General features: G+C 73.9%; 21 protein-coding genes. 14 read left to right on the forward strand and 7 right to left on the reverse strand.

Going from position 1 to position 23379, the window contains the following annotated elements:
* The first annotated feature begins 264 nt into the window (after positions 1-264).
* Complete coding sequence (gene argS / locus AAH979_RS22635; protein WP_346260110.1) at positions 265-1983, forward strand: arginine--tRNA ligase; 1719 nt, start codon at positions 265-267, stop codon at positions 1981-1983.
* A gap of 125 nt (positions 1984-2108) precedes the next feature.
* Here the strand turns inward: argS and AAH979_RS22640 are convergent, their stop codons facing one another.
* Both AAH979_RS22640 and AAH979_RS22645 read right to left on the reverse strand, forming a co-directional pair.
* Positions 2109-2393, reverse strand: a complete 285-nt coding sequence (locus tag AAH979_RS22640) for a hypothetical protein (RefSeq protein WP_346260111.1) — start codon at positions 2391-2393, stop codon at positions 2109-2111.
* Positions 2394-2396: 3 nt separating this feature from the next.
* On the reverse strand, positions 2397-2645 hold the full coding sequence (locus tag AAH979_RS22645; RefSeq protein ID WP_346260112.1) for a hypothetical protein: 249 nt from the start codon (positions 2643-2645) through the stop codon (positions 2397-2399).
* Between the two features lie 297 nt (positions 2646-2942).
* Here AAH979_RS22645 and AAH979_RS22650 point away from each other — a divergent pair, with 297 nt between their 5' ends.
* From AAH979_RS22650 to AAH979_RS22660, 3 genes are read left to right on the forward strand one after another with little or no spacing between them, the layout of a single operon-like run.
* Positions 2943-3734 (forward strand): helix-turn-helix transcriptional regulator, encoded by a 792-nt coding sequence (locus AAH979_RS22650; RefSeq protein ID WP_346260113.1) that lies wholly within the window; start codon positions 2943-2945, stop codon positions 3732-3734.
* Positions 3731-3922: a DUF397 domain-containing protein gene (locus AAH979_RS22655; RefSeq protein ID WP_346260114.1), complete on the forward strand. Its 192-nt coding sequence runs from the start codon at positions 3731-3733 to the stop codon at positions 3920-3922. Before AAH979_RS22650 ends, AAH979_RS22655 begins: the two co-directional genes overlap by 4 nt.
* Positions 3923-3942: 20 nt before the next feature.
* Positions 3943-4134, forward strand: a complete 192-nt coding sequence (locus AAH979_RS22660) for a DUF397 domain-containing protein (protein WP_346260115.1) — start codon at positions 3943-3945, stop codon at positions 4132-4134.
* 75 nt (positions 4135-4209) lie between these two features.
* On the opposite strand, the gene AAH979_RS22665 is transcribed toward AAH979_RS22660, so the two are convergent.
* The 3 genes from AAH979_RS22665 to AAH979_RS22675 form a co-directional block, all read right to left on the reverse strand.
* A complete protein-coding gene (locus tag AAH979_RS22665; RefSeq protein WP_346260116.1) occupies positions 4210-5781 on the reverse strand; it encodes a hypothetical protein in 1572 nt (523 codons plus the stop codon).
* Positions 5778-7847 (reverse strand): GTP-binding protein, encoded by a 2070-nt coding sequence (locus tag AAH979_RS22670; protein ID WP_346260174.1) that lies wholly within the window; start codon positions 7845-7847, stop codon positions 5778-5780. Before AAH979_RS22670 ends, AAH979_RS22665 begins: the two co-directional genes overlap by 4 nt.
* 104 nt (positions 7848-7951) lie before the next feature.
* Positions 7952-8863 carry an IniB N-terminal domain-containing protein gene (locus tag AAH979_RS22675; RefSeq protein ID WP_346260117.1) on the reverse strand — a complete coding sequence of 304 codons (912 nt, stop codon included), beginning with the start codon at positions 8861-8863 and terminating at the stop codon, positions 7952-7954.
* Positions 8864-9320: 457 nt separating this feature from the next.
* Here AAH979_RS22675 and AAH979_RS22680 point away from each other — a divergent pair, with 457 nt between their 5' ends.
* Positions 9321-10733 carry an Hsp70 family protein gene (locus AAH979_RS22680; protein ID WP_346260118.1) on the forward strand — a complete coding sequence of 471 codons (1413 nt, stop codon included), beginning with the start codon at positions 9321-9323 and terminating at the stop codon, positions 10731-10733.
* Complete coding sequence (locus AAH979_RS22685) at positions 10730-13357, forward strand: LuxR C-terminal-related transcriptional regulator (protein ID WP_346260119.1); 2628 nt, start codon at positions 10730-10732, stop codon at positions 13355-13357. Before AAH979_RS22680 ends, AAH979_RS22685 begins: the two co-directional genes overlap by 4 nt.
* Positions 13358-13491: 134 nt before the next feature.
* Here the strand turns inward: AAH979_RS22685 and AAH979_RS22690 are convergent, their stop codons facing one another.
* Complete coding sequence (locus tag AAH979_RS22690) at positions 13492-13842, reverse strand: hypothetical protein (RefSeq protein ID WP_346260120.1); 351 nt, start codon at positions 13840-13842, stop codon at positions 13492-13494.
* Positions 13843-14076: 234 nt separating this feature from the next.
* Between AAH979_RS22690 and AAH979_RS22695 the strand changes: the two genes are divergently transcribed.
* The 5 genes from AAH979_RS22695 to AAH979_RS22715 all read left to right on the forward strand — a co-directional run bounded on the left by AAH979_RS22695 (position 14077) and on the right by AAH979_RS22715 (position 18923).
* A complete protein-coding gene (locus tag AAH979_RS22695; protein WP_346260121.1) occupies positions 14077-16371 on the forward strand; it encodes a nitrate- and nitrite sensing domain-containing protein in 2295 nt (764 codons plus the stop codon).
* On the forward strand, positions 16355-16762 hold the full coding sequence (locus AAH979_RS22700; protein WP_318401977.1) for a roadblock/LC7 domain-containing protein: 408 nt from the start codon (positions 16355-16357) through the stop codon (positions 16760-16762). The genes AAH979_RS22695 and AAH979_RS22700 overlap by 17 nt, the downstream gene beginning before the upstream one ends.
* A gap of 6 nt (positions 16763-16768) precedes the next feature.
* Complete coding sequence (locus tag AAH979_RS22705) at positions 16769-17152, forward strand: DUF742 domain-containing protein (protein ID WP_346260122.1); 384 nt, start codon at positions 16769-16771, stop codon at positions 17150-17152.
* A 69-nt stretch (positions 17153-17221) separates the two neighbouring features.
* Positions 17222-17956 (forward strand): cellulose binding domain-containing protein, encoded by a 735-nt coding sequence (locus AAH979_RS22710; RefSeq protein ID WP_346260123.1) that lies wholly within the window; start codon positions 17222-17224, stop codon positions 17954-17956.
* A gap of 190 nt (positions 17957-18146) precedes the next feature.
* Positions 18147-18923: an ABC transporter permease gene (locus tag AAH979_RS22715; protein WP_346260124.1), complete on the forward strand. Its 777-nt coding sequence runs from the start codon at positions 18147-18149 to the stop codon at positions 18921-18923.
* A gap of 25 nt (positions 18924-18948) precedes the next feature.
* Here AAH979_RS22715 and AAH979_RS22720 read toward each other — a convergent pair whose 3' ends face one another.
* Positions 18949-20601, reverse strand: a complete 1653-nt coding sequence (locus tag AAH979_RS22720) for an SMI1/KNR4 family protein (RefSeq protein WP_346260125.1) — start codon at positions 20599-20601, stop codon at positions 18949-18951.
* A gap of 175 nt (positions 20602-20776) precedes the next feature.
* On the opposite strand from AAH979_RS22720, the gene AAH979_RS22725 reads away from it, so the two are divergent.
* The 3 genes from AAH979_RS22725 to AAH979_RS22735 all read left to right on the forward strand — a co-directional run bounded on the left by AAH979_RS22725 (position 20777) and on the right by AAH979_RS22735 (position 23321).
* A complete protein-coding gene (locus AAH979_RS22725; RefSeq protein WP_318401968.1) occupies positions 20777-20971 on the forward strand; it encodes a CsbD family protein in 195 nt (64 codons plus the stop codon).
* Between the two features lie 116 nt (positions 20972-21087).
* Positions 21088-22164, forward strand: a complete 1077-nt coding sequence (locus AAH979_RS22730; protein ID WP_346260126.1) for an iron ABC transporter permease — start codon at positions 21088-21090, stop codon at positions 22162-22164.
* Positions 22161-23321 carry an iron chelate uptake ABC transporter family permease subunit gene (locus tag AAH979_RS22735; RefSeq protein WP_346260127.1) on the forward strand — a complete coding sequence of 387 codons (1161 nt, stop codon included), beginning with the start codon at positions 22161-22163 and terminating at the stop codon, positions 23319-23321. Before AAH979_RS22730 ends, AAH979_RS22735 begins: the two co-directional genes overlap by 4 nt.
* The last annotated feature ends 58 nt before the right edge of the window (positions 23322-23379 follow it).

Below are 23379 nucleotides of genomic sequence, written 5' to 3' on the forward strand. Positions count from 1 at the left end.
ATTCCGGCTAACCTGCCCCCGTGGCCAGTCCTGCCGCTTCGGCGTACCCCGACCTCTCCGGTCGGCTGGTGCCCTCGCCCGGGTCGTCCCCGGCCCTGGACCGACGGCGTTTGGTGGCTCGTTCCCGAGCCCGCCGAGGCCGCCTGAGCTGACCAGCCCTGTTCACGACCGGCGGACCGATCCGCCGGTACTTCCGGTACGTCGATCAGTCCGCTCCGCCCCATCGGTCCGGTAACGGATCGGAGCGAGAGAGACGTACCTGGGATGAATCTCGAAAGTCTGCTCACCGACCGGCTGGCGCGGTCGTTCGCGGCGGTGGCCGGCGGCCCGGTGGATCCGGTGGTCCGGCGCTCCCGGCACGCCGACTTCCAGGCCGAGGCGGCACTGTCGCTGGCCCGCCGGCTCGGCCGGGCACCCCGGGAGATCGCCGCCGAGGTGGTCGAGCGGGCCGCGCTGGCCGACCTCTGCTCGTCGGTGGCGGTCTCCGGTCCCGGATTCGTCAACCTGACGGTGGCGGACGACCTGCTCGGTACGCTGCTGTCGAGGATGGCCGCCGATCCCCGGCTCGGCGTGCCGACCGCGACCACCCCGGAGACGGTGGTGGTGGACTACTCGGCGCCGAACGTGGCCAAGGAGATGCACGTCGGCCACCTCCGCTCGACCATCATCGGCGACGCCACCGCCCGGCTGCTGGAGTGGCTCGGGCACCGGGTCGTCCGGGCCAACCACCTGGGCGACTGGGGTACCCCGTTCGGGATGCTGATCGAGCACCTGACCGACCTCGGTGAGTCCACCGCCGCGTCCGGGCTGTCGATCGGTGACCTGGACTCGTTCTACAAGGATGCCCGGGCCAAGTTCGACGCCGACGAGGCGTTCCGGCGGCGGGCCCGGGAGCGGGTGGTCGCGCTCCAGGGCGGGGACGAGTCGACGCTGCGGCTGTGGCGGCTGCTGGTCGCCGAGTCGGAGTCGTACTTCCTGGCCGTCTACGACCGGCTCGACGTGCTGCTGACCCGGGCGGACTTCGTCGGCGAGAGCCACTACAACCCGATGCTCGGCCCGGTCACCGACGAACTGGACCAGCTCGGCCTGCTCGTCGAGAGCGGCGACGCGGCCTGCGCCTTCCCGCCCGGCTTCCCCGGCCGGGACGGCGAGCCGGTGCCACTCATCGTGCGCAAGCGGGACGGCGGGTACGGCTACGCCGCCACCGACCTCGCCGCGCTCCGGTACCGGACCCGGGAACTCGGCGCCACCCGGCTGCTCTACGTCGTCGGCCTGCCGCAGCGGCAGCACTTCGAGATGGTGTACGCGGTCGCCCGGCAGGCGGGCTGGCTGCAACCACCGGCCCGGGCCGGGCACGTCGGCTTCGGGCTGGTCCTCGGCCCGGACGGCCGGAAGTTGGCCAGCCGGGCCGGCGACTCGGTGAAGCTGGTGGACCTGCTCGACGAGGCGGTGGCCCGGGCGGCGGCGCTGGCCCGGCAGAAGAACCCGGGCCTGGACCCGGCGGCGGTCGCCGAAGTGGCCCGGGCCATCGGCATCGGGGCCGTCAAGTATGCCGACCTCTCCGCCGACCGGACCCGGGACTACGTCTTCGACTGGGATCGGATGCTCGCACTGCACGGCAACACCGCCCCGTACCTCCAGTACGCGCACGCCCGGATCCGGTCCATCTTCCGGCGGGCCGGCCGGGCGGCGCCGGAGGGCGTACCGATCTCGATCGTCGAGCCGGCCGAGCGGGCGCTCGCGCTCGAACTGCTCGACTTCGGCGCGGTCGTCGGCGCCGTGGAACGGACCCTGGAGTTCCACCGCCTCGCCGGCCGCCTCTACGGGGTCGCGGTCGCGTTCAGTGGCTTCTTCGAGCACTGTCCGGTGCTCCGGGCCGAGCCGGCCGTCCGGGGGAGCCGGCTCGTCCTCTGCGACCTCACCGCCCGGGTACTCCGGCAGGGCCTGCACCTGCTCGGTATCGCGGCACCGGAGCGGATGTGAGCGAAACCGCGTACCTGAACGCCTGCCGGCGCCTGCGATAGCCCGAGGCGATAGCCCGAGGCCCGCCCCGGTTCGCCGGAGGGGGAGGCGGCGGAGCGGGGCGGGCCGGTCGGGTGACGAGGCGGTCAGCGGCGGCGGGGAACCCAGTAGAGGATCTGGCCGGTGATCAGCGCCGGATGCGTGTCGGGCAGCGCTTCCAGGGCGCGGGCAAGGTGTGCGGCGAGGTACATCATCAGCCCCACCCGGTCACCCCGGAAGCCGATCAGCAGGGACAGCCGGGCCGGCGAACACGGCCAGGGGTCGGAGCAGGTCTGGCAGCGGTACGCCTGCGCCGGGAGGTGCCGGCCGGACGGGTACTCGCGTCGCATCCGCCGCGTGGCGCGGTACCAACGCTCCTGCGGCCCGATCACCGGTCACACCCGCTCCCGCTGCCAGGCACGCCCAGCCTGTCCCGGGGTCAGCGCACCCGTGCGGCCGTTTCGCCGATAGGAGCGGGACGGCGCGTCCCAGCCGGGTCGGCGGTTGTTCGCCAGGAACCGGGCCGGCGAGGGTAACGCGTCCCGGTCCACTGGCACCGGAGCGTCAGTGCGGAGAACGGCCCGGTACGCCGCCCCGGTCAACGGCGGCACCGTCGGCGCGTGCGGCATCGGAACCAGGTCCACCGAGTCTGGGCACCGCCAGCGGAGGCCGCACCGGCAATACCGCCAGAGCCGACGCCAATTCCGGCGATGATACGGCTTCGTCCCGCGACCGAACCTCATACTGCCCTACCTTCCATAGCGCCCGACGGCCCGATGAGAGCGCCGGAAACCGATCTGAAATGCGTGGTTCCACCTTGGACGCATAGGCCCTACGCTGGGAACACCTCGCGCCCCTATGGGTAGTGCTGGCAGATCCATCGCGTGCGTGAATGCCGTTGAAGAGCCGTGAAGAATTGATCTATCTCCTGGGGAATGCTGATGACCGAAGTACCGGAACCACTGGCCGCTTTCATCGTTGTCGAGATCCGCCGAGGGAGGCAGGCGGCCAAGATGACGCAGGAGGCGTTCGGGCGGGCGGCGAACTTTTCCGCCACCCACGTGAGTGCCGTCGAGAACCGGACCCGCGCACTGACGATGGACTTCATCGCCGGTGCCGACCGTGCGCTGAAGACAGGCGGGGTGTACGAACGCCTCGTGATCACCCTCGGCGTGCCGACCTGGCTGCGCGAATGGATCGACCACGAGCGCGAAGCGGTCGCCCTGCGGTCGTTCGAGAACGCCGTGCTGCCGGGTTTGTTCCAGACCGAGGCGTACGCGCGGGCGCTGCTCAGCGGCGCACTATTCACCGTGGAACAGGTGCGGCAGAAGGTCACAGAGCGGCTGGCTCGGCAGGCCATCCTCACCCGCGAGGATCCGCCCCAGGTCATCTCCATCGTTGACGAGTGCGTGCTCCGCCGGGTCATCGGCGGGCGCGAGGTGATGCGCGAACAGTTGGCACACCTGCTCAAGCTGGGCACCACTCCGCTGGTGCAGATACAGGTAGTACCTGCCAACGTCGGGTCGTACCCTGGACTCGGCGGGCCGTTCGTGTTGGCGACCCTGCCGACCAACGCAGACGTGGGCTACATCGACAATCAGTTGCACGGGCAGGTGGTCGAGCAGCCCGCCGACGTGTTGCAGTTGCGTCGGGCATGGGACGCCATCCGGGGCAGCGCGCTAACAGTCCCGCAGTCAACCGAGTTGATCACGGAAGTGATGGACAAGCTATGAACCTAACCGGCGCCGAGTGGCGCAAGAGCACGCGCAGCAGCACGAACGGCGGGAACTGCGTCGAGGTCGCCCGCAACCTCCCCGGCGTAGTCGGCGTGCGGGACAGCAAGGACGTCACCGGTCCCGTGCTCGCCTTCGCACCGACCGCCTGGCGCGCATTCGTCGGCGAGGTCAGCCGGCGTTCGTAACGCCCAAGGATGGAGCAGCCATGGACCTGATTGGCGCCGAGTGGCGCAAGAGCACGCGCAGCAGCACGAACGGCGGAGACTGCGTCGAGGTCGCCCGCAACCTTCCCGGCGTCATAGCCGTACGAGACAGCAAGGACGTGACCGGCCCCGTCCTCGCCTTCGCACCGACCGCCTGGCGCGCCTTCGTCGGCGAGGTCACCCACCGCCGGTAGTACTGCTGCCATCGGACACGACCAGCGCCCCGCTCCCCGGCAGACCCGGGCGGTGGGGCGCGGTGTTCGGGTACGTCACTGTCCGGAGAGTTCGGCGAGCATCCCCTCGCAGCTTCGTACCACGACCCTCGCCGCGCGGCGCTGGTCGACGCCGCGCAGCGGGTCCTCGGCCAGGTCCTGCCAGCGGCGTACCGCCGCCGAGCCGCGCGCCCACAGCTCGTCTGCGGTGGCGTCGTGCTCGACGCCGAGCCGGGCCGCCACACTCGCACCGTCCCCGCCGATCAGCCGGTTGGCCTCGGCCGACAACTCGGGGTCGAACCGGAGCTGGCCGCCGAGCAGCGCGGCCGAGAGCCGCAGCTCGCGGAACTCGTGCGCGCCGGCCAGCACCTGCTCCAGCCGGGCCAGCAGCTCCGTCGCGCCCGGTCGCGGCTCGGATCGGAGCAGCGACTCCAGCGCCATCAGTACCGCCCGGGACTTGAGCACCGGGGCGCGGTCCACGAAATACCGGGTCATCGACTCGCGCAGCTCGGTCAGGCCACTGCGCCGGACCAGCTCGGCGGCGAGCCGGGCCCGGCTGTCGGAGCCGGTCCGGACGAGCGTGGTCGACAGGCGTACCCCGAAGATGCCGAGCCGGTCGAGCAGCCGGCGCCGGGTTTCCACGTCGAGCGGGATCGGGAAGTCGGCGGCGAGGAACCGGTCGGTGGAGAGCAGCAGCCGATCGGTTTCCGCCCGGGGCAACCCGGCCAGCGCGGCGAGCGCGGCGTACTCCGACTCGCTGAGCATCCGGCCGGCGAGCGCGACGAGCCCGCCGAGCGCGACCACGCTCAGGCAGTGCGCGTTGACCCGCGGGTCGCGGCGGTGCCGGCGGGCGAGCTGCCGGGCGGTGAGCAGCGCGTCGACCCGGCCACCGGCGAGTTCGTCCACCCTGGACAGCACCAGGAGTACGTTCACCGGCGCGGCCCGGGCCACCGAGCCCGGCTGCGCCGCCTGGAACGGCGGCAGATCGTCCCCGCTGCCGTCCCGGCTCAGATAGAGCACGGCGTCCGCCTCGCGGACGATCCGCTGCACGGTGGCCGCGCCGCCACCGGGACCGCCGACCAGTTCGGCGTCCCCACCGGCGGTCGGCCCCGCCCCGAGCGCCAGCCGCCCTTTCCCGGCCCGGTCGTCCTCGTCGGCCGTCCGGGTGTCGTCGGCCCGATGACTGACCGCCGGAGTGTCGATCAGTACGGCGTGCCGCAGCGCCCGGGTCGGCCACTGCACCACGATGTCGTCGACCTGGTCCCACCGCCCGCCACCGAGGTCCACCCGCATCCCGCTGGCGGTACGGGTCACCGCCAAGTCCCGGGGCGCCCCGCCGGTCGGGTACGCGGTGACCCGGGGCTCCGGTCCGTCCTCGTACCAGGTGAAGACCTGGCGGCCGTCGGCCACCTCGACCGGGGCGACCGCCTCGCCCATCACGGCGTTGACCAGCGTCGACTTGCCGGACCGCCACGGGCCGGCGACGGCGATCCGCAGTGGCTCCTCGAACCGGGCGAACTGCCGGTGCAACTCCTCCACCGCTCGGGGATCGTTGCCGTAGACCTCCAGCGCCTCGTGCACCAACCCCCAGGCCGCCTCGTCGAGCCGGCCGACCCGGCTCGCGCTCACGGCCCGGGCTCCAGTCCGGTGCGGCCGGTGTCGAGGGACTGGGCGCCGGTCAGCGCCTGCGCCTTCTCGTAGAGGTCGGCCAGCCGCTTCATTTCCAGGGCGAGCCGGCGCTGCCGCTGGTCACGCTCGGCGGCGTCGGCCTCGGCCGCCTGCTTCGCGCTCCGGAACGACCGTACGATGCCCTCCTGCAACTCCTCGGTCAGCCCGGTGAAGTGGTCCCGGAGCATCCGCTGCACCTGCCGGGCGGTGTCCTTGCAGTCCTTGCTCAGCCGGAGGAAGAAGTCGTCGACGTGCCGCTGCGTCGCCGTCTTGACCGCCACCTGCCGGCGTTTGAGCAGCGACTTCCCCTCGTCGCGGACGCTCTTGCCGCCGAACAGCGCACCGGCGCCGAGCGAGATCGGGTTGATCAGCGGCATCCCGGCCAGCGTGGTGGCCAGGCCGAACATCAGCACACCGCCGTACGAGCCGCGCAGCCCGGTGACCAGCTTCTGGGTCCGGGTGAACTTCTCCACCGTCGGCTGCTCCATGATCTGGATCCGGTCGCTGAGGTTCTCCGGTACCCGTACCGACCAGCTCGGCAGCGCGTCGAAGCCGTACCTGTCGAACTGGCTGGCGACCCGGTTGGCGATCCAGCCGCAGCGCTCGGCCAGCCACGCGTAGTTCGCCTCGGCCGCGTCGGTGAGGTTTTCGGTCAGCCACTCCTGGAAGGTGTCCCAGCCGGTGAGCGGGTCGGCCTTGTCGAACGCCTCGTCCACCTTGCGCAGGATCTGCCGGGTACGGTCCCGCAGGTCGTACTCGACGTCGGAGATCAGGTCCGCCATCTCGTCGTTCAGGGTGTTCTGCCAGCGCACCGAGCAGCGGCGCAGCTCGTCCACCTCGCGCTGGGCCGCGTGCAGTTTCGAGATCGGGCCGGACTGCTCGACGGCGACCTCCTTCGACACCGCGAGTTCGGCGCGGAGCGGCGCCGCGAGCTGTTCGAGGACGGTCCGGGCGCTGAGCGCCACCGCCGCCCGGGCCAGCACGTCGGCCTTGCCGGCCTGGTCGCGCTTGATCCGGTTGAGCAGCTCCGGGAAGTGCGACTCGGCGTTGAGCTGCTTGTCGTTGCTCCGGGCCGCCTGGAGGCGCAGCGTCGCGGAGACCGGGATCAGCGCCGCCGGTACGCCCGCGTCGGCCAGGTGCTGCCGGTTGCGCTCGACCACGGTACGCCAGTGCGGCACCATGTCGATCTTGCTCTGCACCACGGCCAGGTTGGCGTGCGACCGGGCGATGTGCAGCAGCAGGTTCAGCTCGGCGACCGAGAGTTCCCGGGTCACGTCCGAGACCAGCAGCACCAGGTCGGCCTGGTTCGGGGTGGCGGCCGGACTGATCGCCCGCCCCGGATCGGTACCGTCCGCTCCGGGCGTGTCGACGAGGACGAGTCCGGAGGCGAGCAACGCCCGGGGGATGCCGATCTCGGCGTGCTCCAGCCCACCGCCCGGCCGCCGCCCCACGGTCCCACCACTGGTGACCGTACGCCCACCGCCGGCCGGTCCGGCGGCGGCCAGGGCTTCCCCGATCCCGCCGCTGCGACCGCTGATCCGGGCCACGATCTGCTCGATCGGCACGGCGAGCCGCTGTGCCGGACCGGGTACGGCCGTGCCGGGACGCGCACCGGAGACCGGTGCGCTGGCCGGACCTGCCGGGCCGGTCCGCTCCGGTGGCCCCTGCGGGGCGCGTCGCCGGGCCGTCGGCCGCTCCGGATCCTGGCCGTCCGCCGGCCGCCGCGCCGGCTGGTCCGGTGCCTGCGGCGGGCTCCAGACCAGGGCGGCGGTCGGCGTCTCGGCGTGTCCGACCACGGTCGGGATGGTGGTGCTGACCCCATCCCCCACCGGGCAGACCGAGGCGTTGAGCAGCGCGTTGACGAGTTGGCTCTTGCCCTGTTTGGGTTCGCCCACGATCAGCACCCGCAGCCTCGGATCCAGCAGTTGGGCCCGCCGGAGCCGAAGCCACGAGATCAGGTCGCCCCGACCGTGCGCGCCGGAGACCCGCACGATCTCGTCGAGTACGTCAAGCCAGATGGGCGCCATCACCGCACCAAGTGTGCCGGTTGCGCCGGAATTATCAAGAGGACCGAAGGCCGGACCGTGGGACCACGGTCCGGCCTTCGGTGGGCCTCACGGACTTCCCGCGCTCAGAGAAGGTCGTCCGCGATTCCCAGGAGGCCGCCGGAGGTGGAGGCGTCTACTTCTCCGGCATGGCCGCTGTCACCGATGACACCCGAGGTGGTGTCGCTGAGAGTGTTGCCGAGGCTGTCGGTCAGGCCGGTCACCGTCGAGGTGGTGTCGTCGAGTACCGGTGTCCCGGTCGAGCTGAGCGGTTCGAGGTCCAGCGCGTCGCCGACCCCGGTCACCGTGTCGGTCACGCCACCGACGGTGTCGGTCACGCCGCCGACCGTATCCGACACGCCGCCGACACCGAGCGAGTCGACCAGCCCGGTGACGTCGTCCAGCGTGCCCTGCACGGTGTCACCGGCGAAGTCGACCAGGCCGATCTGACCGCCGTCCACGGTGTTTCCGACCGGGCCGTCGGTGGTGCCGACCGCGCCGGTGGGGTCGGTGAGCACCGGGTCGACCACCTCGGAGTCGAGGGTGTCGGCGACGTCCACACCGGTCGGCACCAGCGGGTCGACCAGACCCAGCGGGTCGGAGAGCTGGTCGGCGCCGAGCCCCGGCAGCACGCCGTTGAGCGCGCCCGGCGCGACGCTGATCGCGCCCAGCGTCGCCGCGTTGACGTCCGAACCCGGCGAGTGCGTGGAGACGCCGAGCTGCGTGGCGACGCTCTGCAACTGGCCGATGACGCCGCTCGGGTCGAGCTGGAACTGGCCGAGCCCCAGGTCGTCGCCGACCGGCGCCAGCGAGGTGAGGCCCTGGACCGGCGCGTAGTCCACCACCAGCGGCACCACGTCCTGGACGTCCGCGACGCTGATGTCGGCCAGTCCGGCGTCGCGCAGCGTCCCCTCCGGGTCGATCTCGAAGGCCGAGCGGGCGTCCGGATTGGTCAGCAGGTTCAGCACGAAGTCGTGCAGTGTCTGGGGCGAGCCCATGTGCCGGTCTCCTCGGTGCGGTCCCCGCCCGGCGCGGGGTCCGGTGCGGTGTCGTGGCGGCGACGGATCCGCGTCCGGTGAGAGCGGGCCCGTCTGAGGTGGCGCAGGTGGAGCCTGAGGTGGCGCAGGTGGAGCCTCCGGCGGCGGCGCGCTGCGTTGCGCCGCCGCCGGATGTCTGCAGCAGACGGTAGACCGGATCGAGCGCGCCGGACATCGGGGACGGCGCCGGGGTTCAGCGGCCCGTTCGCTAGGGCCGTGCCTTAGATCTGCGTTAGGGGCATAGGGGATGCGTTCCGGCAGAGTTAGGGTCCCGATGGCGGATAGATCTCTGGTACGAAAAGATGACTCCCTAACGGCCCACCGGGCGATCCCAGCCGCCCAGGGGTCGTCCCCGGGTGAGGCCGCGACATGGTACGCGCCGTCCTGGGGTGATGACTCGCGGTGAAGGAATGATCGGATGCCCTACGTCCTCGGAATCGATATCGGCAGCACCACCACGGCTGCCGCTGTCGCCCGGCTCCGGGGTAGCAACTGGGATCCCCCTGAACCCGTCCGGCTCGGACCGGCGGGCTGTTCCGTGCCGTCCGTCCTGCTGATGTCGAGCAACCGGTCGATCACGGTCGCCGACCCCGACGAGTACGACGGTCCGGTCGACAGCGGCTGGGTCGCGCGTGGCTTCGTGAACCGGATCGGTGACGACGTACCGCTGCTGGTCGGTGACGAGGCGTGCTCGGCGCAGGCGCTCACCGCCATGCTCGCGATGTGGGTGGTCGAGCGGGTGATGGACCAGGAGCGCGAGCGTCCCGAGTGGATCGTGCTCAGCCATCCGGCGGGCTGGGGCGACTACCGGCGGCACCTGCTCGGCGAGGCGCTCTGGGACGTCGGACTCGCCGACGTGGCCCTGCTGCCGACGCCGGTCCTCGCCGCCGCCAGCCACGCCGCGCGCGGCTTCTCCGGCCGTACCCTCGCCGTCTACACCCTCGGCGGGCACACCTACTCCACCGCCGTCGTCGACCGGGCCCAGCCGCTCGGCTTCGACCTGCGCGGCGGGCTCGCCGACGCCGAACCACCCGCCGGAGCCGACTTCGACGAGGCACTGGTCGAACACGTCCGCGCCAGCCTCGCCAAGGAACTCGCCGACCCGACCGACCCGCTGGTCCGGCACGCCCTGCTCGGGCTGCGCCGGGAGTGCCGCCGGGCCAAGGCGGAACTGACCGCCGCCGAGACCGCCGACGTACTGGTCCGGCTGCCCGACCGGCAGACCCGGGTTCCGGTAGGCCGGGCCGGGTTCGAAGACCTGATCCGGCCCGCCGTCACCCTGACCGTGGACGAGCTGACCCGTACGGTCCGGTCCTGCGGCCTGGCACCACACCAACTCGACGGCGTGCTGCTGGCCGGCGGCTCGGCCCGGATCCCGCTGGTGCGCGAGCTGCTCGCGGCCCGGTTCCCGGTACCCGTCGAGGTCGAGGCCGACCCGCAGCTCACCGTCGCGGCCGGTGCCGCCGTGGCCGGCGGCCAACTGCTGGACCGGCAGCGGGGCAACCGGCCGCCACCTCGCCCGCCGGTGATGCGTCCGCCCCGACCCGGCGCCCGGCGCGGCGAACCACCGGCCCGCCGGCAGCGCGGCCGCTCCGGCGACGGCCGCGAATCCGGCCGGCACGACGAGGAACAGTCCCCGCTGCCGCCCCGGCCGCCGATCCGGATCACCCCGCTGGAGCTGCCGATGCGGGCGCTGTCCCGCCTCGCGTCCGGCCGCGACAGCATGGTGATCGGCCTGGCCGTGCTGGTGGTCGCGCTCGGCGTGCTGCTCGGCGCGGCCGCCGGGACGGACCCGCTGACCGTCGCCGCCCCGGACGGGTGGGGCCGGTGAGGACCGCCTTGACGCCGCGTACCGACACCGACGCCCCGCTCGTGCTGGACGAGCAGACCGCCGCCTTCCTGAACCGGGTCGACGCCGACCCGCAGGCGCCGCTCTGCACCGCCGTACAGGCGGCGGGCGGGCACGGCAAGACGGCCGTACTGGCCCGGCTGCGCCGCGGCTACCAGCAGGCCGGCGTACCGGTGCTGGACTCCTGGCGGGAGCTGGCCGATCCCGCTGACCCCGATCCGGTCGTACTGGTCGACGACGCCCACCTGCTCGACGCCACCGCCCTGGCGGAACTGCGCCGGCTGGCCGAGACCGGTCGGACCCGGCTGGCGGTCGCGTTCCGGCCCTGGCCCCGCCCGGCCGGGCTGGCCGAACTGGCCGAGGTACTGCACCGGGGCGGGCCACCCGTGCTGCTCGGCCCGTTCACCGAGCAGCGCACCGCGGCATACCTCGGCACGGCGTACGGGTCGACGGTGCCGCCGGGGATCGCGCGGCTGGTGCAGGAGCAGACCGGTGGCGTACCCCGGTTCGTCGAATGGCTGGCCCGGGCGCTGCGCCCGGCCGACCGCCGGGCTGCCCGCGCGGAGCGGCCGCCCACCGGTGCCGAGCGCCCGGCGCCGGCCCTGGAGATCCCCCGGTCGGTACTGCTCCAGTTCGCTCCCGAGTTGGAGAGCCTGGACATCGAGGTACGCCGGCTGCTGCTCGCGATGGCGGCCGGCCCGGCGCTCCCCACCGACCTGCTCGGCGCGCTGCTCTCCCGGCACCCCGACGAACTCGACGAGTTGCTGGCCGGGGCCCGGGCCGCCGGACTGCTCGGGTCAGACGACCGACTCGCCCCGATCGTCCGGCGGGCCATCGCCGCGCTGAGCCCGGCGAGCCAGCGGGCGGCGGTCTGGCAGCGCTTGGCGGAGTTGCAACTACAGCGAGGCGGGCGGGTGCTTCCGCTGGTCCGGTCGATGCTCGACGGCGGCTTCGGCGGCAGTTGCCCGGCCGGCGTCGCGGAGGCCGCCGGTGACGAGGCGCTGGGCGAGGACCCGGCGCTGGCCGCCCGGCTCTTCGCGGTCGCCGCCGCGGCCGGACGGCCGGTGGCGGCGCGCCGGGCGATGGCGGCGGCGCTCTCCGCCGATCTCGACTCCGCGCTGCGCCTGGCCGACCGGCTGATCGCCACGCCGGACTCGCCGGACCGGGCCGAGGGGGCGGCCGTCGCCGCGACCGCGCTGGTGCACCGGGGCCACATGGATCGTGCGGTCGAGCTGTACCGCTGGTCGGGCACCCCGTCGTCGCTGGCGTTCGCGGCTCTCGGCGCGGCCGGTACCGGTCGGGTCGACCAGCTCGACCGGGTACTCGCCGATCCGCCCACGGACGGTCCGCCGACGCTGCTCGCCAGCGCGGCGCTGCTGATGGCCCGGGGGCTGAAGGAGACGCTCTCCGGCCCGCCGACCGCCGCGCTCTCCACCCTGGTGCAGGCGTCAGCGCTGCTCGAACCGGCCGGCCGGTCGGTGCTGCTGCCGGAGACCCCGGCGGCGCTGGCCGCGCTGGTCGCCCTGCACTGCGGTGAGCTGGACATCGGCGAGCGGGCCCTGGACCGGGCCGCCGCCGCCGGGCTCGGCGCGGCCCTGACCGTCCGTCGGCACCGGCTGCTCCAGGCCTGGCTGCTGATGGTCAGGGGGCGGGCGACCGAGGCCGCCGCGCAGTTGGCGACGGTCACCGCCGGCCCGGTGCCGCTGGAGTCCCGCGACCTGATCTTCGCCGCCGCACTGGACCTCGGCACCGCCCGCCGCAACAGCGACCTGCCGGCCCTGCAACGCGGCTGGGAACGTGCCCGGGAGGCCGTCGTACGCCACCCGGTGGACCTGTTCACCCTGCTTCCGCTCGGGGAGTTCGCCATCGCCGCCGCCCGGCTCGGCGAACTGGACCGGCTCGCCCCGTATCTGGGCGAGGCCCGGAACCTGCTGGCCCGGCTGGGCGATCCACCACTGTGGACAACCCCGCTGCACTGGAGCTGCCTGCACGCCGCGATCCTGGCCGACCGGCCGGCGGTGGCGGACGAGCACGTCGCCGCGCTGGCCGCCGCCACCGGGCACACCCGGTACGCCTCCGTGGTGGCCGCCGCCGGGCAGAGCTGGGTCGAGGTGCTGCGCGGCGCCGTCGACCCGGTGCGGGTGGAGGCCGCCGCGCGGGGCCTGCACGGCATCGGACTCTGCTGGGACGGCGCCCGGCTCGCCGGTCAGGCCGCGATCCGTACCTCCGACCGGAAGGCGATGACCACCCTGCTGGACTGTGCCCGGATGCTCCAGGGCCGGCCGGCCGGGGCCAAGGGCGGTATCCGACCGGCGGGTGGTGAAGCCACCCAGGTGGCGGACGCCATCGCCGTACCGACCGAGAACCGGCTCAGCGAACGGGAGCGGGAGGTCGCCGAGCTGGTGCTCAGCGGCCTGACGTACAAGCAGATCGGCGACCGGTTGTTCATCTCGGCGAAGACCGTCGAACATCACGTGGCCCGGATGCGTCAGCGGCTGAACTGTGCCAATCGCGGCGAACTGCTGGCCCGACTGCGGACCATCGTCGAGGAGCGCTCCGGCGGCCGGCCGGTCAGCTCTCCGTGGCCACAGCGGACGGCACGGTGAAGGGGGCGGCGCGCCGGATGGCGGCGTTCGGCTCCGGACTCCGGCGAGGGGGGCCGATCCGTACCCCGGCGGACGCCGCGCCGGTGGACGGTCCGATCGACCGCCCGGGCCCGGCGGACCATCGGCCCGATCAATCACCTCCACCGGACCAGCGACCCGACCAGGCACTGCCATTGGAACAGCGAACCGACCGGGCACGGCCACTGGAACAGCGACCCGACCGGCCACGGCCGGCGGAGCAGCGAACCGACCGGGCACGACCGGCGGAACAGCCCGGCAACCCGCCACGGCCGGCGGGACAGCGACCCGACCAGGCACGACCGGCGGAGCAGCGAACCGACCGGGCACGACCGGCGGAACAGCCTGGCAACCCGCCACGGCCGCCAGGTCAGCCGGGCGCCCGGCCACGGCATCCCGAACAGCCCGGCAACCGGGCACCGCATCCCGAACAGCCCGGCGGTCGAGCGCGGAACTCCGCGGAGCACGGCAACCGGGCAAGGCCGGGGGAAAAGTCGGCCGAACCGGGGAGGCCGGTAAAGCGGCGGGTACCGGAAGGCAAGCCCGGCTCCGCGCCCGGTGGTCCGCCCGGGCGGACCGACCCCGGTCCGGGGCGCGGGAACTCCGGGCCAGCACGGAGCGAGTCCGCGTCCGGACCGGTCCGCAGCGGCTCCCGACCGGCGAGGAACGAAGCCGGACAGGTAAGGGACGAAGCCGGGCAGGTGCGGAGCGAGTCCACATCCGGGCCGGTCGGGGGCGGCGAGACCGAGTCGCCAGGGTCGCCGGTCGGGTCGGCACCCACCCGGATCGTGGCCAAGGGTGCCGCCCTGCTGGTCGTGCTGACCGTGCTCTGGGGCTACGCCACCTTCCTGACCGCCCGGGACGCGATGGACCTGCTCGCGGTCCGGACCCTCGGCACCCAGCTTGGCCAGCCAACCGACGCGCTGATCCTCAGCCTTCAGGCGGAACGCCGGCTCAGCATGGTCGAACTGGCCGCACCGGGCCGGCACCGGGCGGCCCTGCTCGAACAGCGCGCCCGCACCGACGCGGCGGTCGGGGCGCTGCGGCGGTTCACCGACCGGACGGATCTCCGGCTGGCCACCGTCGGCGCGGTGCGGGAGCGGGCCGCGGAACTGGTACGGCGGCTGGACGACCTCCGGCCGCTCCGCGACGACGTCGACGGCGGCCGTGCCGACCGGGCCAGCGCCGCCGCGTCGTACGGAGACATCATCGACGCCGGCTTCGCCGTGTACGGCTCGCAGTGGGCCAGCCGGCGGAGTGACCTGATCGAGGAGACCCGTACCCTCCTCGCACTGTCCCGCGCCGCCGAGCTGCTCTCCCGGGAGGACGCCCTGGTGGCCGGGGCGCTCGCCTCGCCCCGATTGACCGGGGCCGAACACACCCGGCTGGTGGACCTCGTCGCGGTGGCCCGGTTCGCCCGGGCCGAGGCGGGGGCCGGACTGCCCGGGGCGGAGCGGGCCGGCTACGAGCGGCTGGTCACCGGCCCGGTCTTCGCGACCCTGCACGCCGCCGAGACGGAACTGCTGGACGCCGACTGGGACGGCGCAAGCCCACCGGTCCCGCCCGCCCGTTGGCAGGCGGCGACCGAACCGGCCCTGTCCGAGCTGCGGACCCTGGTCACCATCGGGGTACGGGACAGTGTCGACCGGGCCAGCCGGGGCGCGGCCGGGGTGGTCGTCCGAGCCGGCCTGGTCGGTGGCCTCGGCCTGGTGGTGCTGGTGGCAGCCGCCGTACTGACCCTGCGCGGCACCCGGCGGATCGTCGCCCGGCTGGACGAGTTGGGCAGCGAGAACGCCACACTGGTCGGTGCCCGGGACGACCTTGCGGCGGAGCTGGCCAGCCAGCGGAACCGGGCCGCCGAACTGACCGACCGGGCGGCCGAGTTGGCCGCCCAACGCAAGCGGCTCACCAGCCAGCGGGAGCAGCTCGTGGCGCAGACCGGGCGGCGGCAGGCGGAGACCGAGCGGGTGGCCGAACGAGCCGCGCAGATCTCGGCCCGACTCGCCGCGCACCAGCGGGCCCGGGAGGTCAACGTCTGGTTGACCCGGGAGAACCAGAGCCTGCTGCACCGGCAGATCGGCCTGCTCGACGCGATGGAGCGGCGGGAGACCGACACCGAGGAACTGGCCGAACTGTTCCGGCTCGACCACCTCGCCACCCGGATCCGGCGCAACGTGGAACAGCTGATCAGCCTCTCCGGAGGTACGCCGGGCCGGCGCTGGCGGCGGCCGGTGCCGCTGGTCGACGTCGTACGGGGTGCGGTGGCCGAGGTGTCCGACTATCCACGGGTACTGGTGGCCCCCCACTGGTCGGGGGCGGTCGCCGGGCGGGCCCTGCCCGACCTCATCCACCTGCTGGCCGAGATCATCGAAGCCGCGCTATCCGGTTCGGCCCCGACCACCACGGTGCGGATCGCCGGCGAGGTACGCGACGGCGGTCGGGCGATCATCGTCAGTGACGACGGCGTCGGCCGGGGTCCGGCCGAGCTGGACGCTGTCAACGAGTTGATCCGCGACACGCCCAACACGGGACCGCTCAACGGCGCGGTCGGGATGTACGTGGTCGGCCGGCTCGCCCGCCGGCACGGCGTCACCGTCGAATTGACGGCCGGGCCTCGGGGCGGGACAGCCGCGATCGTGCTGGTGCCGGCTACGCTGCTGGTCGAGACATCCGAGCCCGAACCGACGCCTGCCCCGGGCACCACCACCGCAGCGGGGCGGCCGACCGACACCGCCGTCGGACAGCCGGCTGGCGCGCCCCGACCCGGGGCCGCCCCGGCTCTGCCGGTCCGGGTCCGCCGTCCGGACCCGGACACCCCGGTCGGCACCCCGAGCCGGGCCGCCGGCTCCGCTCCGAACGGCGCGCCCGTCCGGCGCGCCGAAACCGACTGGTCGGCGACGATGGAGCTGCCGGTAGCGCTCCCGGCACCCACCGACGACCAAACCGAGAGCAGCGAGAGGACGACAGGTGACTCACGCAGTGGTCACGACGGATAACCTGGTCCGGATACTCGACGAATTCGTGGACCGGGTCTCGGCGGCCGAGCATGCCGTGGCGCTCTCCCCCGACGGGCTGCTGCTCGGGGTCTCCCGGGGGGTCGGCGGCGAACTCGCCGACCAGCTCTCCAGTGTGGTCGCCGGCTTGCAGGCGCTGGCCCAGGCCGCCGCCCGATATTCCGGCCCCGGTGGCGTGCGGCAGGTCATCGTGCAGATGCACCGGGCCTTCCTGTTCGTGGCCGCGACCCGGGGCGGCGCGATCCTCGCCGTCCGGTTCGCCGGGGACGCCGACGTCGACGAGATGGCGTACGAGGTGGCGCTGGCGGCCGGCCGGGCGGACTCGCACCTGCCCACCTTCCCGGTACCGGCCGATGACCTGACCGGGGGGTGACACGGGGTGCGCACCGGTGCAGGAGGTCGGCACGACGACGCCTGGTACGACCAGGACGCCGGGCCGGTGGTCCGCCCCTACGCGATGACGCGGGGCAGGACGCAGCCGATCCGGGGACAGTTCGATCTGATCTCTCTGGTGGTGGCCCGCTGGCCGGTGCCGCAGCGCGCCGAGCTGACGCCGGAACAGTCCGAGATCCTCGCCAGTTGTCGCCGGCCGCTCTCGGTGGCGGAGATCGCCGCCGCGCTGGACCTGCCGGTCGGTACCGTACGGGTGCTCCTCGGTGATCTGCTGGACGCGGGGCTGATCGACACCCACGAGCCGCCGGTGCTGGACGCGCCCTCGGAGGATCTGCTGGAGGCTGTGCTCGCCGGGTTGCGGGCACTCTGATCCGCTCGGCCCGGTCTGACGGGCGGGGGCGGCGGGGTGTCGCCACCCGTGCAGCGAAAGGGAAGTCACGTGCGCAAAGTTCGACAACGTCCGGCGCGTACCCTGCCGGTCGCCATCCTCGACGTGCTGCTCGCCGGGGTGGCGGCAGTACGCGCCCTGGTCCGTCGGGTGGCCGGGCTGCTGCCGGCACGCCGGGGCGACCGGGTGGTGGCGAGCGTGATCGTCGCGGCGGCGCTGGTCGCGGTCATCGGCACCGGGTTCCTGGTCGTCACCCTGCTCCGCACGCCGGACCAGTTCGCGCCGCTGGGTGTGGCGCCGCCGCCCTCCGCCGAGATCGAGGTGGAGCCCGGGGACGGGACGGACACTGCCAGTGGTAGCGCGACCCCACCGGCCTCCTCGCCACTGGCCCCGTCACCGACGCCGCCCCGGGCCGGGCCCCGGAGCAGGCCGGAGCGCTCCGGCTCCCCGTCCCCGACTCCCCCGCCGCCCCTGGCCGCCCGGTACGCGACCGAGGACGTCACACTGCTCAACTACACCGCCTCGGTGACCATCACCAACCCCGGTCCGGCTCCGGCCAGCGACTGGCGGCTCGTCATCACGCTGCCCCGGACCACCCAGTCCGTCGCCGCGGTGGACGGCGCCCAGGCCAGCCGCGAGGGCGCCACCTGGACCTTCGTCCCGGACCGGGCGACCAGTCGGGTCCCGGCACGCGGCTCGGTGCAGGTGCGCTTCCGGGTCGACGGCGCGCTGATCGACGGGGAGCCGACGGCCTGCACGATCAACAACCGCCCCTGCGAGGCGTAGCCGTCCGCGATGAGCTGCGCACGCCGCTGGCGACTATGCACGGCTGGATCGACCTGTAGCAGGCATACCCGCCGGTCATCAGGCATAGCGGGGCCGCCAGCAGCGACGTCGGCCGGTCGGCGTCACCGGCCGGGCCCGGCTGGCGCCCGCCCGGATGCGGCCCGTCGTCGCGGCGGCCACAATCCGGGTCATGGATCAGACCTCGATCACCCTCGGGCCGGCCTTCTTCGTCGTCCTGGCGGCGCTGGCACTGCTCGGCGCCGGGGTCGTCGGCTGGGCAAGGCTCGGCCCGGGTCGGGCGGTACTGACCGCCTCCGGCCGGGCCGCGATCCAGCTCGCGGCGGTCTCCGCGATCATCATCCTGGTCCTCCGCTCCTGGTGGTCGACGCTGCTCTTCGTCGTCGTGATGTACGTGGTCGCGGCCGGCACCTCCGCCCGCCGGGTGACCGGTGGACGTACCGGCTGGATCACCCTGCTCCCGATCGGGCTCGGCGTCGCCCCGGCGCTGACCCTGCTCGTCAGCACCGGCGCCGTACCGCCGACGCCGCTGGCCGTACTCCCCACGGCCGGGATCCTGATCGGCGGTGCGATGACCGCGACCAGCCTGGCCGGCCGGCGCGCCCTGGACGAGTTGCACACCCGGCACGGCGAGTACGAGGCGGGGCTCGCCCTCGGTTTCTCCGATCGGGACGCCGCGATGGAGGTCTGCCGGACGTCAGCCGGTCAGGCCCTGGTGCCAGCTCTCGACCAGACCCGTACGGTCGGACTCGTCACGCTGCCCGGCGCGTTCGTCGGCGTACTGCTCGGCGGTGCTAGCCCGGTGCAGGCCGGCGCGACCCAACTGCTCATCCTCGTCGCGTTGCTCGCCGTGGAGGCGATCGCCATCGCCGGAACCGTCGAACTGGTCGCTCGGCACCGGTTGACCGCCGCCCCGCAACCGGCCGGCTCCGCCCCGACCCGTCACTGATCCGGCGGCGTCCCGCCGTCAGCCGCTATCCGACCGTCCAGTCGAGCCGGCCCTCGGCGTCGACGGTCGGGCGGTACCGCCCGGAGTACGGCTCGCCGGTCTCCAGCGACTTGGCCACTCCGGCCAGCAGCTCACCGACCGAGGCTGGCCAGCCGTCGAAACCGGTGCCGTCCTCGGGATAGAACTCGCCGATCCGGCCGTGCCGACCAGGCCGCTGGTCGACCAGCAGGCTTCCGCCGTCACCGGCCGACGCGAACGGTACGAAGGACGGGTGCCACCAGTGGTCGTCCATCGACACGTCGGCCCGGACGTTGCAGTTCACCGCCCAGTCGGCGGCGATCTGGTCGAGCCGCAGCGGCCGGTAGAAGGGCGGGAGATCGAAGTCGTCCGCCCCGTCGTGTCGGCGCAGCGAGGCGACCAGGTCGGCGGGGAACGCCACCGACATCCGGGCCTGGAGCGCGGCGATCCGGGCCGGTGCGGCTGGCGGGCGCAGGCCGGCCCGGCTGCGCGGGGCGTGCCGGGCCAGCCAGCGCTCGATGCGCAGCCAGGCGGCGTCGACCCGGGCCGTGGTCGCCGCGTCCGGCACGGTGCCGACCACCTTTCTGGCGGGATGGACGCAGGCGACGGCGAACGGAGACCCGGCCGGGGTCGGGGTCCACACTGGCATCGGCAGCCGGGCGGTCGGCCCCGCTTCGTTCGGCATCTCCCGGATCGTGGTGATCCGCTGGGTCACCTCCGCCGGACCGGTCGGCGCGACGACGGTCAGGCCGCAGAGCAGCAGCACCGAGGCGAGGAAGACCACCAGCAGGACGACCAGTACCCGCTTGCCGCTGACCGTCCGCCGGACGGGCGTCCGGGCCGGCCGGTGCCCCACCGGCTCCGCCACGATGCGGCTCGGCCTCCCCTGCCCCGCACCGGAAACCGGCTCCGTCCCGGCACCCGGCGGCTCCGCCGGCCCATCGGCCGACGACGCAGCCCCGCCAGCCGACCGTTCCGCCGACCCGGCAGCCGACCGCTCGGCCGAGTCGGTGGGCGGCGTGGCTGGTGGTGCGACCTCGGACGGTGCCGGAGCGGTGGTCGAGGTCGGGCGGCGGCTGGCGTGCAGCAGCGGATCCAGCCAGCCCGGGGCCGCCGCCCGGAACGCCTCCGGCCGGTCGGCCGCGTCCGCCGGAATCCGGCCGGCCAGCCCGACCGGCAGCCCGGCGAGTTCGTCACCGTCGCCGACCGCGACCACCGTACCGGTGAGATCGCGTCCGTCGAGGACGTCGAGGGCCAGCGTGGTGTGGTTGGCCGCGTCGGGCCCCAGGTCGGCGACGAGCACCACCGGAGCGCCGAGCGCCCAGGCCAGGTCCGCGAGGGTCCAGCCAGCGCGACCCAGCGGTACGACGAGACCGGACGCCCCGGTCACCAGGACCAGCCCATGGGTACGCGACAGCGCCCGTACGAGCCCGACCAGGTCGTCCACGCCTACCGGGTCGACGGCACCGGCGCGCACCTCGAGATAACTGGCGAGGTTGTCCCGCAGCAGTGTGGGCGCGACGTCGGAACCGTCATCGACGATCCGGAGCACCGCCGCCCGGGCCGTCGACGCCGCGCAGAGGACGGCCGTGGCCACCGCCCAACTCGTGGTCGACGAGATCGTGGTAACCACCCACGGACCACCGTCCGGCCAGGACATCGACGCCTCCCCAGGTCGCCCGCAGCCTACCGAAACCGCCCGGGTACGGGGGGACCCCGCGCGCCGCCCGGCCTCGCCGCCGCTGCGCCCGGGCCCGTTTCGCTCCGGGCACCGGCGGGCACTTCAAGGGTCGGCGAGGTGCGGAGAGCACCTCGGCGAGAAACTGGAGGACACGATGGGCATGGGAGACAAGATCCGGCACAAGATCGAGGAAGTCGCCGGAGCGGCCAAGGAGAAGGCCGGCGAGGCGACCGGCAACGAGCGGCTCCGTGCCGAGGGCGCCACCGAGCAGACCGAGGCGAACGTCAAGCAGGCCGGTGACCACGTGGGCGACGCCGCGCGGGACACCCGGGACGCGTTCCGGCCCTGAGTTCCCACCCGGACCCGGGTGGTGGGTGCCTCGACCCTGGGCACTCACCACCCGGGTTCGCCGTGCCGCCGGCAGCCCCGCCGAGCTGCTGGTTAGGCGTGGCTTATCTTACTTAGGTGCCCCTAACCCTCCGCACCCCGGCAGTACCGGGCCAGGCGCCGCCGCCCCCGCACCGGACCACGGCCGGTCGGCGTACCGCCCTGGTGCTGGTGCTGCTCGCCGCGGTCGCGCTGGCCTGCCTGGCGAGCGTGCTGATCGGCGCGAAGCACGTACCGCCGGGCGAGGCGTTGCGGGCGTTGACCGGTGACCGGAGCGGAGACGCACTGCTCGTCGCGGAACTGCGCTTCCCGCGTACGCTGCTCGGCCTGCTGGTCGGGGTCGCGCTCGGGGTGGCCGGCACGCTGGCCCAGGAACTCACCCGCAACCCGCTCGGCGATCCCGGACTGCTCGGCGTCTCGGCCGGAGCCGCCCTGGCGGTGGCGACCAGCATCGGGGTACTCGGACTGACCTCGCCCTACCAGTACGTCTGGTTCGCCTTCCTCGGTGCGGCCCTGGCCGGCGCCCTCGTCTACGCCGTCGGCGGTGCGGCCCGGGCGTCGGCGAGCCGGGGCAGCGCCTCTCCGGTCAAACTCGCGCTCGCCGGCGCGGCGGTCACCGCGCTGTTGATGAGCCTCACCAACGCGCTGGTGCTGCTGGACGTCCGCACCCTGGACCAGTACCGGTTCTGGGCGGTCGGCTCGCTCGCCGGCCGGGACGGCGGCCTGGCCGGTCAACTGAGCCCGTTCGTCCTGGCCGGGCTGCTGCTGGTCGCGGTCATCACGCCACGACTGAACGCGCTCGCCCTCGGTGACGACCTCGCCGGCTCGCTCGGGGTACGGGTCGGCACCACCCGGCTGCTCGGCGCGGCCGGCGTGATCCTGCTGACCGGCGCCGCGGTGGCCGGCGCCGGTCCGGTCACCTTCGTCGGGCTGGTCGTGCCACACCTGGTACGCACCTTCACCGGGCCCGACCTGCGCTGGCTGCTCCCCGGGTCGGCGCTGGCCGGTGCCGCGCTGCTGCTCGGCGCCGACACCCTGGGCCGGCTTCTCGACCATCCCGGCGAGGTGCAGGCCGGCGTGGTGACCGCGATGATCGGCGCCCCGTTCCTGATCGTCCTGGTGAAGCGCGGCCGGTTCCGGGAGCAGACCCGATGAGCCTGCGCCTCCCCGACCGGGCCGCGCCGGCACCGCCGCCCGAGACGAGCGCACCGCCGCCCGGGACGACCGCACCGCCGGTTGTCGGGGCGGCCCGGCGACGGGGCCGGGTGGGCTGGGAACTGGCCGGGCTCGGCGGCATCGTCCGGCCCCGGGTGGTCGGGGTGCTGCTGCTGGTGGTCGTGCTCGCCGCCGCCGGGCTGGTCGCCTCGGTCTCGGTCGGCGAGTTCCCGATCCCGGTCGGTGACGTCGTGGCCGCCCTCACCGGCACCGGCGGGGCGGACGCCACCCTGATCGTGCGCGAGCTGCGGCTGCCCCGGGCACTGACCGCGCTGCTGGTCGGCTGCGCGTTCGGGCTGGCCGGAGCACTGATGCAGGCGGTCACCCGCAACCCGCTGGCCAGCCCGGACCTGATCGGCGTGACCGCCGGGGCCAGCACCGGCGGGGTGGCCGCGGTGCTGATCGGCGGGGTGACCTCGGCCGGCGCCGGCTCGTACGCCAGCGTTCCGTTCGGCGCGCTACTCGGGGCGCTGGTCGCGGCGAGCATCAGCTACGGGATGGCGTTCCGGGACGGCACCATCACCGGGTTCCGGTTCGTACTCGTCGGCATCGGCGTGCAGGGGGCGCTCACCGCGCTGACGAACTGGCTGCTGGCCCGGGCCGACGTCAACGAGGCGTCCCGGGCGATGGTCTGGCTGACCGGCTCGCTGAACGGGCGCGGCTTCGAGCACGCCTGGTGGATGGGGCTGGCCCTGCTGGCGGTCGTACCGGTGGTGCTGGCGCTGATCCGGCCGTACCAGTTGCTCCAGTACGGCGACGACACCGCACGGGCGCTGGGTCTGCCGGTGGACCGGGCCCGGATCGTGTTGCTGCTCGCCTCGGTCGTGCTGGCGGCGGTGGCGACGGCGGCGGCCGGCCCGATCGGTTTCGTGGCGCTCGCCGCACCGCAGATCGCCCGGCGGCTCACCGGTACCGCCAACCTGCCACTGCTGACCAGCGGCTGCGTCGGTGCGGCCCTGCTACTCCTCACCGACCTGGCCGCCCGGCTGGTGCTCGCCCCGATCGAGCTGCCGGTCGGCGTCGTCACCGGTGCGGTCGGGGCGCCGTACCTGATGTGGTTGCTGGCCCGGGCGAACCGGGTCGGCCGGGCCGGCTGAATGAACCTTCTCCACCTCCGCTGCGGTCCGTGGTGGCTGCGGGTGGAAGCCGGAGCGC

Source organism: Plantactinospora sp. ZYX-F-223 (assembly GCF_039649625.1).
In the GTDB taxonomy this organism is placed as follows: Bacteria; Actinomycetota; Actinomycetes; order Mycobacteriales; family Micromonosporaceae; genus Plantactinospora.